This window comes from Pseudomonas orientalis (assembly GCF_001439815.1).
GTDB lineage: Bacteria > Pseudomonadota > Gammaproteobacteria > Pseudomonadales > Pseudomonadaceae > Aquipseudomonas > Aquipseudomonas orientalis.
Genome location: NZ_JYLM01000004.1, coordinates 92602 through 106023 on the forward strand (window position 1 = coordinate 92602; position 13422 = coordinate 106023).

13 protein-coding genes are annotated in these 13422 nt (G+C 61.0%); 9 read left to right on the forward strand and 4 right to left on the reverse strand.

Annotated features, from left to right (window positions below; genetic code table 11):
- Nucleotides 1-131 precede the first annotated feature (131 nt).
- Entirely contained in the window at nt 132-545 is a 414-nt protein-coding gene (gene rnk, locus TU82_RS11665; RefSeq protein ID WP_057723345.1) for a nucleoside diphosphate kinase regulator, read from the forward strand.
- On the opposite strand, the gene TU82_RS11670 is transcribed toward rnk, so the two are convergent.
- From TU82_RS11670 to TU82_RS11680, 3 genes are all read right to left on the reverse strand, one after another.
- The gene (locus TU82_RS11670) at nt 542-3382 is read right to left on the reverse strand and encodes a class I adenylate cyclase (protein WP_057723346.1); all 2841 of its coding nucleotides are present in this window, start codon (nt 3380-3382) and stop codon (nt 542-544) included. The two genes, rnk and TU82_RS11670, sit on opposite strands and share 4 nt — an antisense overlap.
- A gap of 169 nt (nt 3383-3551) precedes the next feature.
- Nucleotides 3552-3806, reverse strand: a complete 255-nt coding sequence (locus TU82_RS11675; RefSeq protein WP_057723347.1) for a TIGR02647 family protein — start codon at nt 3804-3806, stop codon at nt 3552-3554.
- 95 nt (nt 3807-3901) lie between these two features.
- Nucleotides 3902-4186, reverse strand: coding sequence for a hypothetical protein (locus TU82_RS11680; RefSeq protein ID WP_057723348.1), 285 nt, complete (start codon nt 4184-4186; stop codon nt 3902-3904).
- Between the two features lie 125 nt (nt 4187-4311).
- On the opposite strand from TU82_RS11680, the gene TU82_RS11685 reads away from it, so the two are divergent.
- Nucleotides 4312-4971 (forward strand): glutathione S-transferase family protein, encoded by a 660-nt coding sequence (locus TU82_RS11685; RefSeq protein WP_057723349.1) that lies wholly within the window; start codon nt 4312-4314, stop codon nt 4969-4971.
- A 143-nt stretch (nt 4972-5114) separates the two neighbouring features.
- Here TU82_RS11685 and argH read toward each other — a convergent pair whose 3' ends face one another.
- Nucleotides 5115-6509: an argininosuccinate lyase gene (gene argH / locus TU82_RS11690; protein ID WP_057723350.1), complete on the reverse strand. Its 1395-nt coding sequence runs from the start codon at nt 6507-6509 to the stop codon at nt 5115-5117.
- Between the two features lie 501 nt (nt 6510-7010).
- Here argH and TU82_RS11695 point away from each other — a divergent pair.
- The 7 genes from TU82_RS11695 (at nt 7011) to TU82_RS11725 (ending at nt 13388) form a co-directional block, all read left to right on the forward strand.
- A complete protein-coding gene (locus TU82_RS11695; protein ID WP_057723351.1) occupies nt 7011-7757 on the forward strand; it encodes a LytR/AlgR family response regulator transcription factor in 747 nt (248 codons plus the stop codon).
- 138 nt (nt 7758-7895) lie between these two features.
- Nucleotides 7896-8837, forward strand: a complete 942-nt coding sequence (gene hemC, locus TU82_RS11700; RefSeq protein ID WP_057723352.1) for a hydroxymethylbilane synthase — start codon at nt 7896-7898, stop codon at nt 8835-8837.
- Nucleotides 8834-9592 (forward strand): uroporphyrinogen-III synthase, encoded by a 759-nt coding sequence (locus TU82_RS11705; RefSeq protein WP_057723353.1) that lies wholly within the window; start codon nt 8834-8836, stop codon nt 9590-9592. Before hemC ends, TU82_RS11705 begins: the two co-directional genes overlap by 4 nt.
- An 18-nt stretch (nt 9593-9610) precedes the next feature.
- A complete protein-coding gene (locus tag TU82_RS11710) occupies nt 9611-10714 on the forward strand; it encodes a uroporphyrinogen-III C-methyltransferase (RefSeq protein ID WP_057723354.1) in 1104 nt (367 codons plus the stop codon).
- 5 nt (nt 10715-10719) lie between these two features.
- Nucleotides 10720-11961: a heme biosynthesis protein HemY gene (locus TU82_RS11715; RefSeq protein ID WP_057723355.1), complete on the forward strand. Its 1242-nt coding sequence runs from the start codon at nt 10720-10722 to the stop codon at nt 11959-11961.
- 237 nt (nt 11962-12198) lie between these two features.
- Nucleotides 12199-12750 carry a disulfide bond formation protein B gene (locus TU82_RS11720; protein WP_057723356.1) on the forward strand — a complete coding sequence of 184 codons (552 nt, stop codon included), beginning with the start codon at nt 12199-12201 and terminating at the stop codon, nt 12748-12750.
- A 179-nt stretch (nt 12751-12929) separates the two neighbouring features.
- The gene (locus tag TU82_RS11725) at nt 12930-13388 is read left to right on the forward strand and encodes an Rsd/AlgQ family anti-sigma factor (protein ID WP_057723357.1); all 459 of its coding nucleotides are present in this window, start codon (nt 12930-12932) and stop codon (nt 13386-13388) included.
- Nucleotides 13389-13422: the final 34 nt, after the last annotated feature.

Here is a 13422-nt window from a genome sequence, read left to right on the forward strand (position 1 = left end):
GGTCGTCTTGTTTATTTGTGACGCTGTGGTAGTGTCCGGTTACGCCTCAACTCATCGAGGCCCGTGAGAACCCCGCCTTTTCCTGGCGGGGTTTTGCTTTTTTGTGCAGAAAAAAGGAGTCTGCCTGAATCATGACCACCGCACCGTCCATCATTCTCACCCGTCTTGACGTGCAGCGTCTGGAGCAACTGATCGACCGCCTGGGCGACGAGTTTCCCGGTGTCGAAGCGTTGCAGCACGAACTCGACCGCGCCGAAGAAGTGGTTGGCCACGATGAAGTGCCTGCAAGTGTCGTGACCATGAACTCCAGTGTGCATTGCCGCGAGCAAGGCAGCGGCAAGGACTATCATCTGACCCTGGTTTACCCCAAGGACGCCAACGCCGACGAAGGCAAGATTTCGATTCTGGCGCCGGTGGGCAGCGCGTTGCTCGGCCTGCAAGTGGGCCAGCACATTGACTGGCCTGCGCCGGGCGGCAAGACCCTCAAGCTCGAGCTGCTGAGTGTCGAAGGCCAACCCAAGGACGGCGGTCCTTTTCCTCTTTAAATCTGGTCCAGCGCCTGATTGAGCGCGAGCTCAAGCTCGGCCTTGTAGCGCAGGTACAGATTGCTCGGGCTTTGCACGTCGCCAAGCAGGCCCGACAGATCCAGATCGGTGATGTAGCAACGGTAACGCTCGGGTTCCCGGCGCTGCCCGACGATTTCCCGGGCGACCACCGCAAACAGCTGGTCGCCGAATTCCAATTCGGAAAATTCGCGCTGATTGCAGTACAGCGTAATACCCACCTGGCCGGGCGCCGCCTTGGCGATAATCGCCTGTACGTCATAAAACGGCTTGTTGGCGGGGTTTTGCGGGGCCGGCCTTGGTTCGACCAGACGAGCGCGGGCGTTGCCCGACGGCAGCAGTTGGTAATACGAGATTTGGACTTCGCCCAACGGTTGTTGGGTGTCCAGGGGTGACAGCGCTTCGCGGCGATAGATGATCGAGAGCAGGAAGCGCTGCAGCGGTGCCAACAGGCTTTGCTCGTCATGGAACGGCAAGCGCTGCTGCCAGAGCGCATTGAATTCGTCGAGCACATACAGCTCGGCAAACCCTTCATTGACCCGGTAGAACACCTGTATGCAATCGGCCATGCCCATGGGCAGCAGCAGCGCCAGGTCGTGGTCTTCCAGGGCCATGGCGTCCAGGTGCCACGGGCTGTAGCTGGCCAGCTCTTCGCTGAGGTAGGCGATCAAGGCATCCTGGGTCGGCAGCGCGACATGGGTGGCTTGGCCGGGAATCAATTCCATGACGTGATAATGCTGCTGCACCTGGAGCAGGTAGCGGTGATTGCCCTGGCCGAGCAGCAGGTTCTGCGCCGTGTCGAATACCTCTTCCACGCGCTGGGCAATGAACTGTGCGCGGTTGTGACAGAAGCAGCGCACGCGCAACCGGGGCAAATGATCCGACGGCAGTTGGTTGAGGTAGTCGCGCAGGCAGTCGAGCAGCGCATGGGGCCCGTCGTAGCGGCTGACCATCACCTCATTCCAGCTATTGAGCGTGACCTGATCCAGGGTCAATACCAGGTTCTCGCGTACACCGGCATAACTCAGCGAGTCGGTGCGCTCGGTGGTCATCAGAATATTCAGGTCGCGGTGATGCTTGAGCGGGTCGACGCCGACGTTGATCAGCAAAAGCACGTCTTCCGGCACCGCCGAACGTAACAGGCGAGTTTCATCGACGCTGGCCATGGGCAGGGCGATGGTCTGTTGCAGGCTGCCCAGCAGGTTGAACAGCTCGAACTCGGTCATGTCGCTGACGCCTGGGTGCAGCGCCAGGCGCGTACTGCTGTCGATCACACCATTACGATGACACCAGGTGAGCATTTCCAGCAGGTCGCGGCTGCGCTTGATGGGCGCAAAGTGCTCCCATTCCAGGGCGGTGAGGTTGCCGTTATACAGGCCCCAATGGTGCTGCCCCGGCTCCTTGCGGTTGGGCGAGTGCACCAGGGTCAAGGTGTCTTCGGCCAGGTCCGGGGCAATCCCGGGGTTGATGAACTCGACCTTGCCGGCCTTGCGTTCAAAGGCCGCGTACAAGCGACGGCCCAGCACATTGAGATCGCGCCGGTTGATCAGGCTGACGGTCTGTTCCGTGCGGGCGAACTGGGTGAGGAAGCGATAACTGTAGTTCAGCTCGTTGACCAGGGCGCGGCGCTCGGAGGCGACCTGACGCACTTTCCATTGGCTGCGGCTGTCCAGCAGAGCCAGTTGGCGCGGGTCCCAACCCCATTCATGGGCCAGGCGTTCCAGCAACAGTCGCTGCCAGCTGGCGGTGCGCTGGCCGGCGCTGAGCTTGCGGTTGACCTTCAGGTACAGGCTGCGCCGTACCAGTTCCAGGCGCTCCGGTTCATTGCGGGCCTTGAGGTATTCCTCGATGCGGCGGTAGACCACGATATAAGGGTCCAGCTCATCCAGGTCCATCTGATTGGCAAACACCGCACGCTTGAAGCGCAGGCTCAGGCACTGCACATCGGGATGTTCGCTCGCGTAGACCTCGGTCAGCAGCAGCTTGAGCACCGACTTATAGGGCGACTCGATACCCTTGAACAATTGCCACAGCCCGGCGCCGATGAACTCCCCTGGAGGGATGTGCGCCAGATGGCCGAGGTCGAGGGTTTCGTCGGCGCGGATGAAACGTTTTGAGATCAGCGTGTGGGTGAATTCGGCGTAGCGGCTTTCTTCATACACCGGCACCAGCCACCAGATCGGCGTGCGCCCGGCCAGCCAGATTGCCGTGCGGTAGAACTCATCCAGCAGCAGATAGTGCTGGGTGGTGCCGCAATCGTCGGAGCTCAGTTGCGTGTCCCGTTCACCGAGCACAAAGCGCGTCGGTTCGATCAGAAAGAAGTGGGCTTCGGCGCCCATGGTCTGAGCCCAGGCTTCCAGCAGTTGGCACTTTTTGCGCAGCTCGGCCAGCTCGTTGTCATTCAGGTCCGGCGCGTGGCACACCCACACGTCCATATCGCTTTGATCCGCCTGGGCCAGCGTCCCCAGGCTGCCCATCAGGAACAGGCCGTGAATGGGCGTTGGCGGGTTGCCGCGACGCGCCTTGTAGGAGAACGAGCGGGTCAGGCGCTGGGCTTCAGCGAGGGCCTGGGCATCGGGTTCGAAATTCGACAGCCCGGCCGGCGTGCCACTGGATACATAGCCTGGCAGTAAAGGGTGATTGACGTGGAAAAACAGCGGCAACAGCGTCAGCACGCTTTGCTGGCGCGGCGTCAGCCCCTCGACCGCCCGGGCCATACGGCCCTCATTGAGGGCCATGAAACGCGCGCGCAATTGGGCAAGCACCTTGCGGTCGATGCCTTCGTCCAGGTCGGGGCGGATTTCATGGGTGCGGGTCATGTCGAACTCGGTGGCTCGCAGGGCCCGACGTGGGCGGCCGTGTAGGAGTTTACAGACAGTAGCGTAGGAGTTTTAGAGGGAAATAGAGGTTGGCGGCAGAATTTTGTGAGTTGCACGGCAACGCCCGCGGAATCCGCAGAGGGGCGGACTCCATGAGCGGGAACAGGTGTCAGGCGGCTTCTTTGGTCGAGGCGGTGGTCAGGATAGTCAGCAAGGTCTGGGCTTGCTCGGCGGCGTCCCGGCCAAGGCTGGTCAGATAGCCTCCGTCCGGTTGGTCGATAAGCCCCTTGGCGTGGAGGCGCTTGGCAGCGGCGACGGCAGCAGGCGCGGCGGTCTGATGGACTTTCAGACCTTCCTTGGTGCTGTCCAGGGGGAAGAGTACAAGGATTTCCAGTTCGGCAACCAACTCAGGGGTATACGACATAAGGACTCCAGACTTTCTAAAATTTATTAGAGACTAGCAGGCCATAAGGTGAACGCACTTTGCCGAACTGTCCAGCGTGTTGCAGCGCGGCTGGATTATTCCTTTTCAGGCGGCAGCTCGGGCAGTGCCCGCAACGCGGTTTCATACCATTGGGTATCAAAGGCGCGGTCCTTATCCAGCATCGCGTCGATCTCGAAGGCCAGCACGTGGGCCATGAGATTCAGGATCTCTTCTCGCTCATAACCTACCAGCGTCAGCTTGTTGAACGTGGCCTTGGCCGCCGGCGGGTTATCGCTTTCGATCTGGTTCTCGATGGCCTGGATCAGCGTGCTTTCGGTGAATTCTTCTTCGTCATTGTCGATGTCGGTCGGCTCGCTCATGGCAGGCTCCTGAAGGAAAGGGTGTCAGTCTAACGCCATTCAGGCCGTTGATGCTGCTGGTCAGGCCAAGCCTCGGCGTCTATAACGCTTGCAGCCAACCCCGCACACGGCCTGGAGGCTCTGCGATGCTCAAGCTTTACGGATTTTCGGTCAGTAACTACTACAACATGGTCAAGCTGGCGCTGATGGAGAAAGGGCTGCCTTTCGAAGAGGTGCCTTTTTATGCGGGACAAACGCCTGAAGCCCTGGCGGTGAGTCCGCGCGGCAAGGTGCCGGTGCTTGGCGTCAAGCAAGGCTTCATCAACGAAACCAGCGTCATCCTCGAATACATCGAGCAGACTCAGGAAGGGCCGGCGCTGCTGCCAGCCGACCCGTTCCAGCGTGCCCAGGTGCTGGCGTTGTGCCGTGAGATCGAGCTGTACATCGAATTGCCTGCGCGGGCGTGCTTCGCCGAAGCCTTTTTTGGCATGACGGTGCCGGAGGCGATCAAGGAAAAATCCCGAGCTGAATTGTTGCTTGGAGTCGGTACGTTAGGCCGGCACGGCCAGTTCGCGCCTTATGTGGCGGGGGAGCGCTTCACAATTGCCGATCTGTATTTCATGTACAGCTTGAATCTGGCCTGTGGTGTGGGCGAGAAGCTGTTCGGGCTGGACCTGCTGGCGCAGTTGCCGCAGGCGACGGCGTTGCTGGGGCGTTTGAACGAGATGCCCAATGCGCAAAAGGTCGAGGCGGACAGGCTGGCGGCGATGCCGGGATTCCTGGCGATGATTGCAGCCAGGAAATAGTCAAATGTGGGGGGCTTGCCCCAATGCCAGTCAGTTAGCGCCGATCCCCTGTGGGAGGGGGCTTGCCCCCGATAGCGGTGGGTCAACCAACATCAGTGTTTGCTGGGCCGACGTCATCGGGGGCAAGCCCCCTCCCACATTTTTTAGCGGCTGGCGAGCAGTGCCTGGCCGCGCACGACTGCGGCCTTCACCTGCGCCGGCGCAGTGCCGCCGATGTGATTACGCGCATTCACCGAACCTTCCAGCGTCAGCACGGCAAACACGTCCTGCTCGATCTGGTCGCTGAACTGGCGCAGCTCTTCCAGGCTCATTTCCGCCAGGTCCTTGCCGGTGTCCACGCCGTATTTCACGGCATGGCCGACGATTTCGTGACAGTCGCGGAAGGGCAGGCCACGACGCACCAGGTAGTCGGCCAGGTCGGTCGCGGTTGAGAAGCCGCGCAAGGCTGCTTCGCGCATGATCGCATGCCTGGGCTTGATCGCCGGAATCATGTCGGCAAACGCACGCAGTGAGTCGCGCAGGGTGTCGGCCGCGTCGAACAGCGGTTCCTTGTCTTCCTGGTTGTCCTTGTTGTAGGCCAGCGGCTGGCCTTTCATCAGGGTCAGCAGGCCCATCAGTGCGCCGAATACGCGGCCGCTCTTGCCACGTACCAGTTCGGGCACGTCGGGGTTTTTCTTTTGCGGCATGATCGAGCTGCCGGTGCAGAAACGGTCCGGCAGGTCGATGAACTGGAATTGCGCGCTGGTCCACAGCACCAGCTCTTCGGAAAACCGCGACAGGTGCATCATCGCGATGCTGGCGGCGGCGCAGAATTCGATGGCGAAATCACGGTCCGACACGCCGTCCAGGGAGTTGCCGCCCACGGCGTCGAAGCCCAGCAGTTGCGCGGTGTACTCGCGGTCGATCGGGTAGGTGGTGCCGGCCAGCGCGGCGCTGCCCAGCGGCATGCGGTTGGCGCGCTTGCGGCAGTCCACCAGGCGCTCGTAATCGCGGCTGAGCATTTCGAACCAGGCCAGCAGGTGGTGGCCGAAGGTCACGGGCTGGGCGGTTTGCAGGTGTGTGAAACCGGGCATGATGGTGTCCGATTCACGCTCGGCCTGTTCCAGCAAACCTTTCTGCAGGCGGGTGATTTCAGCCAGGATCAAGTCGATTTCGTCACGCAGCCACAGGCGGATATCGGTGGCCACCTGATCGTTACGGCTGCGACCGGTATGCAGCTTCTTGCCGGTCACACCGATGCGATCAGTCAGGCGGGCCTCGATGTTCATGTGCACGTCTTCCAGGTCGACGCGCCAGTCGAACGTGCCGGCTTCGATCTCGCCCCGGATGGTGGTCAGGCCATCGATGATGCTGTCGCGCTCGGCGTCGGTCAGCACGCCGACCTTGGCCAGCATGGTGGCGTGGGCGATGGAGCCCATGATGTCGTGGCGGTACAGGCGCTGGTCGAAGTTGACGGAGGCGGTGAAGCGCGCGACGAAGGCGTCGACGGGTTCACTGAAGCGGCCGCCCCAGGACTGGTTGGTCTTGTCGGTGCTCATGAATTCGCTCGTGATCTGCTTAAAAGAGGCGTGAAGGTGTACCGCCGATAATAACAGGGTTGTCCGCGGACGCGATGCTGTGGGTGGACGGCAATTTATTTGTACAAAGGATGGCTAAGTGCCTTGCCGCCGATCCGATCCGGGACGAGACTGGGAACAGGACCTTATTGAAACGATATTTGACGATTGAGCAATATCGTCCCACCGAGCGTCTACAGTTGGACTGAGAGTGTGTGAATGCACCAAAGTCGGGTCATGCGGTCAGAGCCCAGACTATCCATTGAAAACGGGGGTATTCGGATTGTGTATCAGCAAACCCTATGACAATGCGCGAAGTTGGCGGGTCTTGGGCGCTATTGAACAGGTCCGGGTAAATTTGGGTGCCACTCCAAGGGCACTTTTTGCCGCTTGCGCCAGTCTTAGCGTGGATCGCTGTGACGTCAGTCACCGCACCTGTCTACGCTATCCTTGTGCGAGACTCACGCAGGAATCCAGCGCTATATGAATGTCCTGATCGTTGATGACGAACCCCAAGCCCGCGAGCGACTGAGCCGTCTGGTCAGTGAAATCGAGGGTTATACAGTCCTTGAGCCGAGCGCCACCAGCGGCGAAGAGGCGTTGACGCTGATCGACAGCCTCAAGCCCGATGTGGTGTTGCTCGATATCGGCATGCCGCTCCTTGATGGCCTGCAAGTCGCCGCCCGCCTGAGCGAGCGCGAATCGCCACCGGCGGTGGTGCTGTGCGCGGCACAGGAAGAGTTTTCTGCACAGACGCTCGAAGACAGCGGTGTCAGTTTTCTCGTCAAGCCGGTGGCTGGCGACGCGTTGCTCAAGGCCTTGAAGAAGGCCGAGCGTCCCAGCCGCGCCCAGCTCGCCGCCCTGACCCAGCCTGCGGCCCAGAGTGGCAATGGCCCGCGCAGCCATATCAGCGCACGGACCCGCAAGGGTATCGAGCTGATTCCCCTGGGTGAGGTGGTCTATTTTATCGCCGACCATAAGTACGTGACCCTGCGTCACGAAGCAGGCGAAGTGTTGCTCGATGAGCCGCTCAAGGCCCTTGAGGATGAATTCGGCGACCGCTTCGTGCGCATCCATCGCAATGCGCTGGTGGCCCGCGAGCGAATCGAGCGCTTGCAACGCACGCCTTTGGGACACTTTCAGCTCTTTCTCAAAGGGCTCAACGGCGATGCCTTGATCGTCAGTCGGCGCCATGTCGCCGGCGTGCGCAAGATGATGCAGCAGCTTTAGCCCAGGGGCTGCGGCGAGTTCTGCAGTCCCTATCCCGGTGCGACGCGGCCAGGGAGGCCCCGCACTTGCTGATTCAAATCAAAGCGTATTTGCCTGAGCTGTTATTATCTGCCGTATCTATTCAGTACGGATTGATCCATGTCTTCTCGCGAAATCCGCATCGCCACCCGTAAAAGTGCCCTGGCCCTATGGCAGGCCGAATACGTCAAAGCACGTCTTGAACTGGCTCACCCTGGCCTCAAGGTGACCCTGGTGCCCATGGTCAGTCGCGGCGACAAGCTGCTGGACTCGCCGCTGTCGAAAATTGGCGGCAAGGGCCTGTTCGTCAAGGAGCTGGAAACCGCGCTGCTGGAAAATGAAGCAGACATCGCTGTGCATTCGATGAAAGACGTGCCCATGGACTTCCCGCAAGGGTTGGGTCTTTTTTGCATCTGCGAGCGTGAAGACCCACGCGACGCTTTTGTTTCCAACACTTACCCATCCCTGGATGCATTGCCCCTGGGCAGTATCGTGGGCACCTCGAGCCTGCGTCGCCAGGCCCAGTTGCTGACCCGTCGCCCCGACCTGCAGGTCCGCTTCCTGCGTGGCAACGTCAATACGCGCCTGGCCAAGCTGGATGCGGGCGAGTATGACGCGATCATCCTCGCCGCCGCCGGCCTGATTCGCCTGGGCTTCGAAGACCGTATCACCCGCGCGATCAGCGTTGAAGACAGCCTGCCCGCTGGCGGGCAGGGCGCGGTCGGCATCGAATGTCGTACCGCCGACAGCGAAATTCACGCATTGCTCAAGCCGCTTGATCACGCAGACACCGAAGTTCGCGTCACGGCCGAGCGTGCCCTGAACAAACACCTCAACGGCGGCTGTCAGGTGCCGATCGCCTGCTATGCCGTGCTCGAAGGTGAAAACCTGTGGTTGCGTGGCCTGGTAGGCGACCCGGACGGCGGCACGCTGCTGACCGCCGAGGTGCGCGGTCCACAAAGCGAGGCCACGGCGCTGGGCATTCAGGTCGCCGAGGAACTGTTGGACAAGGGCGCCGGCGCCATTCTGCAAAAGGTCTACGGCGAGGCCGGCCCGCAGTGACCCGATGGCGATTGCTGCTGACACGGCCTGCCGAAGAGTCGGCAGCCCTGGCGGTGACATTGGCCGATGCGGGCGTATTCAGCAGCGCGCTGCCGTTGCTGGAGATCAAAGCCTTACCGGTCACGCCGGAACAACAGGCTGTCTTTGCGGCGCTGCGGCGTTATTGCGCCGTGATCGTGGTGAGCAAACCGGCCGCGCGTCTTGCCTTGCAACAATTGACCGCGCCCTGGCCGCGACTGCCGTGGTTCAGTGTGGGGGCCGCCACTGCACAGATACTGGCCGATCAGGGGCTGGACGTGCACTATCCGCCAACCGGTGACGACAGCGAGGCCTTGCTTCAGTTAACGGCATTGCGCGAGGCTGTCGCAGTTTCCGGTGCCAGGGTGTTGATCCTGCGCGGCGAGGGCGGTCGGGAGTTGCTCGCGCAGCGTTTGCGCGAGCGAGGTGTTAGTGTCGACTATCTGGAGTTGTATCGCCGTTTTCTTCCGGCCTACGACACGGGAGCACTGACGCAACGCATCCAGTTGGAACGCTTGAACGGCCTGGTGGTCAGCAGTGGGCAAGGTTTTCTACACTTGCAGGCCCTGGCCGGCCCCGATTGGCCCGAGGTGGCGCAGCTGCCGTTGTTTGTGCCCAGTGCGCGTGTCTACGAGATGGCGCGGGCCGCTGGCGCAGAAAAAGTTGTGGACTGTCGCGGCGCGAGTGCCGCGGCTTTGTTAGTGGCGTTAGGGAGCAATCCCGTTCCCACTCTCTGATACGCAAAGGACGGATACGTGAGCGAAACAGCCTTGCCTAAAGATGAAGCTCAGCCCGCGCTCGATGCGCCGGTCGCCGCGCCACGCCGTGGCAATGGCCTCGCAGTCGTCGCTTTGCTGCTTGGCGTCGCAGGCGTTGCCGCCGGCGGCTGGGGGATCTGGCAGGTCCGTGCCCTGCAAGCCAGCAGCCAGCAGCAACTGGGCCAGGTACAGACCCTGGATGAACAATCCCAGGGCCTCAAGCAGAGCCAGCAACAGTTGGCGGCGCGCCTGGCCCAGTTGCCCGGTGCGGACGAGCTGGAGGAGCGTCGACGCCTGGTCGCCCAGTTGCAGGGTGATCAGCAGCGCCTGAACCAGCGCCTGGAAACCGTCCTGGGCGCCAGCCGCAAGGATTGGCGCCTGGCTGAGGCCGAGCATCTGATTCGTCTGGCCAGCTTGCGTCTGTCGGCTCTGCAGGACATCAACAGTGCCCAGTCGCTGGTCCAGGGTGCCGACGAGATTCTTCGTGAGCAGAGCGACCCAGGCGCGTTCGCCGCGCGCGAACAGTTGGCCAAGAGCCTGGCGGCATTGCGCAGCACCGAACAGCCGGACCGCACCGGGTTGTACCTGCAACTGGCGGCGCTGCGCGACCAGGTGGTGCAACTGGCGGCGATCGCCCCGGAGTATCAACTTACGGAGCCCGCTTCCGAAGGCCGCCCGACCAGCGATACGGGTAACCAGTTGAACCAATGGTGGGAACAGATATCCCGTTATTTCCGTATCGACTTCAACCCGGATGACAATATTCGCCCGCTGCTGGCGGGCCAGGGCTTGAATCAGGTGCGCCTGGCCTTGAGCCTGGCGCTGGAGCAGGCACAGTGGGCGGCGCTCAACGGCGAGTCGGCGGTGTATAGCCGTTCGCTGGGCGAAGCGCGTAGCGTGTTGCAGGATAACTTCAACCAGGACAACCCGCAGAGCAAGGCGATGCTGGCGCGTATCGCCGAGCTTGAGCCCAAGGCCGTTTCGGTGGTGACACCTGACCTGGCTGCGAGCCTCGCGGCCGTGCAGGCGTACCTCGAGCGCCGCCATCTGTCTGCCGACGAAGCCAAGGCTTCGGCTGCCAAGCCTGCGACCCAGGAGTAGAACCGATGAAGCGTTTCTATGTGATCCTGGTGCTGGCAATTGCGATCGCCCTGGCGCTGGCGGTGGGCATTTCGAAACACACCGGCTACGTGCTGATTACCTATCCGCATCTGCTGCATTACGAGTCGAGCTTGTGGGCCACCCTGGTGGCGGTGTTTGCCATAGGCCTGGCGATCTATCTGATTCGGGTCCTGTTAGGCCTGGTCAGCGTTTCCGGCGGCGTGGTCAACCCGTGGTCGCGGCGCAATCGCAGCCGTCGTGTGCAGATTGCGATCGAGCAAGGCCAGATGGACCTTGCCGAAGGCCGCTGGGCCAGCGCCGAACGCCACCTGCACCGCGCTGCGGAAGCCGAGCGCCAGCCACTGCTGTACTACCTGGGTGCGGCACGTGCGGCCAACGAGCTGGGACGTTACGAGGAATCGGATGCCTTGCTCGAGCGCGCTCTGGCCCGCCAGCCCCAGGCGGAACTGGCCGTTGCCTTGAGCCATGCGCAACTGCAGATGGATCGTGGCGATACTGAAGGCGCCCTGACCACCCTGCAGGCGATGCATGAGCGCCATCCTCACAACGCCCAGGTCCTGCGACAGTTGCAGCGATTGCACCAGCAGCGTGGCGATTGGTCGTCGGTGATTCGCCTGTTGCCTGAACTGCGTAAGGACAAGGTGTTGCCGGCCAGCGAACTGGCTGAATTGGAGCGCCGCGCCTGGGGAGAAAACCTCAGCCTGGCCGCCCAACGTGAGGAGCAGAGCGAAGCCGGCTTGCAGTCTCTTGACCGCGCCTGGGAACAACTGACCTCAGCCCAGCGCCAGGAGCCACAGCTGGTGTTGGCTTATGCTGACCAACTGCGTCGACTGGGCGCTGATGCCAGGGCCGAGGAAGCACTGCGCGGTGCGATCAAGCGCAGTTATGACAGTCACCTTATTCGGCTCTATGGTCTGCTGCGCGGCAGCGACCCGGCCCGTCAGTTGAAATTTGCCGAAGGTTGGCTGAAGGAGCATCCAGGCGATGCCAGCCTGTTACTGACGCTGGGCCGTCTCTGCCTGCAGAACAGCCTGTGGGGAAAGGCACGGGATTATCTGGAAAGCAGCCTGCAGGTGCAGCGCAACCCCGAAGCCTGTGCCGAATTGGCCCGTTTGCTGGCTCAATTGGGTGATACCGAGCGCAGCAACCAGCTGTTTCAGGAAGGCCTGGGGTTACTCGACAATCGCCTGCTGGCCTCACCGTTGCCAGCGCCGGTGCGAGCTTGAAGTAGGAAAGGGCGAATGGATTGGCTCAGACGGATCTGCAGGCCAATCCTCTAACCCTTTGTAAATGCTCGGCTTAAATGGCCCTGTAATCAATTCTTACGTGTTGTAGGCAGATTTCTCCCGCGTACTGGTGGGATTTCCCTGTGTTTCTGCGGAATTGTCCGCTCCAAGGCGTATTGAAAGGGGTCGGGCCTTTCCTCTACCGTAGCGACCTATCTCTTGCGGTGCGGATAAACAATGTCTTTGGCCCCCTTACGCTCCTTGTTTCTCCTGGCGTTCATGGCCGGTGCGCTGACGTTGGGCGTGTCTTTCTATCTGGAATACGGTGCGCTGTTACAGCCATGTTTTTTGTGCCAGGTACAACGGTTGTTTCTCGCCGCCTTTGTACTGATCAACCTGATCGCCGCCCTGCATAACCCCGGCCGCACCGGTGTGTGCCTGTATGGGCTGGCGAGCATGGGGTGCGCGTTATTTGGCGCCGTTACCGCCGGGCGCCAGGTGCTGCTGCAGAACACGCCGTCAGATCAGATGCCCACCTGCTGGCCAACCCTTGATTACATGATTGAGCACCTGTCGTTCTGGCAGGCTGCCCGGTCAGTCTTCAAGGGCACTGTCGACTGCGTCGAAATCAATTGGACGCTGTTTGACCTCAGCCTTCCAGAGTGGAGCCTGCTGTTTTTCCTGGCGATGCTGATTCTGTGGAGCACACTGCTTTGTCGGTTGTTGCCTGGCCGGCATCGCGTATCGCAAAGCGAGGACAATTCGGTTCATGTGGTAGGACGGGATTAAACGCTTGTATGAACTTTCTCTCCTGCGTACCTTGAAGCCATAGTGATGCGGGCATAATCTGGCCCGCACGCGTTACCGAAACCGCTTGTCAGGCGCGACCTCGTCCGATTGCCGCTTCAACCCTGAAGCATTGCGCGGGCATGGGGCAGCAGCGTCCCCTATAGGGAAGAGAGATCATCATGTTGGAACGTTGCAAGAATGCTCGCGAACGCTGGGGTGGCGTGCACACACTGATCGACAAATGGTTGGATGCACGTCGCAAATTGGTTCTGGCGTTTGATGAGTTGGGTGCCGAGCCTGGAGCGCTGGCTGAGAAGCGTGAGCCGTTGCAGGATTTCTGCGTTGTATTGGTGGATTACGTTTCTGCGGGCCACCTGAGTATTTACACTCAGCTCACCAAGGAGGCGGAAGCCTTCGAGGACAAACGGGGTCTTGAGTTCGCTGAGACCCTTTACCCGCGTATTGATGTGATTACCGGGAAGCTGCTGGCTTTTAACGATCTGTGCGATGAAGGCAAGTGTGTTGCGGAAAAATTCAAAGAGCTGGGTGGTCTGTTGCATGAGCGTTTCGAGCTTGAAGATTGCCTGATCGAAGTACTGCATAACGCCCACAAGGAAGAGCCTGCTATTCAGGTCTGATCGGGGCGATGAGATAGAGAACGGTGCGCTTGGC

Coding starts and splice junctions, on each gene's coding strand:
- rnk (WP_057723345.1), top strand. CDS start 132: ATGACCACCGCACCGTCCATCATTCTCACCCGTCTTGACGTGCAGCGT.
- TU82_RS11670 (WP_057723346.1), bottom strand. CDS start 3,382: ATGACCCGCACCCATGAAATCCGCCCCGACCTGGACGAAGGCATCGAC.
- TU82_RS11675 (WP_057723347.1), bottom strand. CDS start 3,806: ATGTCGTATACCCCTGAGTTGGTTGCCGAACTGGAAATCCTTGTACTC.
- TU82_RS11680 (WP_057723348.1), bottom strand. CDS start 4,186: ATGAGCGAGCCGACCGACATCGACAATGACGAAGAAGAATTCACCGAA.
- TU82_RS11685 (WP_057723349.1), top strand. CDS start 4,312: ATGCTCAAGCTTTACGGATTTTCGGTCAGTAACTACTACAACATGGTC.
- argH (WP_057723350.1), bottom strand. CDS start 6,509: ATGAGCACCGACAAGACCAACCAGTCCTGGGGCGGCCGCTTCAGTGAA.
- TU82_RS11695 (WP_057723351.1), top strand. CDS start 7,011: ATGAATGTCCTGATCGTTGATGACGAACCCCAAGCCCGCGAGCGACTG.
- hemC (WP_057723352.1), top strand. CDS start 7,896: ATGTCTTCTCGCGAAATCCGCATCGCCACCCGTAAAAGTGCCCTGGCC.
- TU82_RS11715 (WP_057723355.1), top strand. CDS start 10,720: ATGAAGCGTTTCTATGTGATCCTGGTGCTGGCAATTGCGATCGCCCTG.
- TU82_RS11720 (WP_057723356.1), top strand. CDS start 12,199: ATGTCTTTGGCCCCCTTACGCTCCTTGTTTCTCCTGGCGTTCATGGCC.
- TU82_RS11725 (WP_057723357.1), top strand. CDS start 12,930: ATGTTGGAACGTTGCAAGAATGCTCGCGAACGCTGGGGTGGCGTGCAC.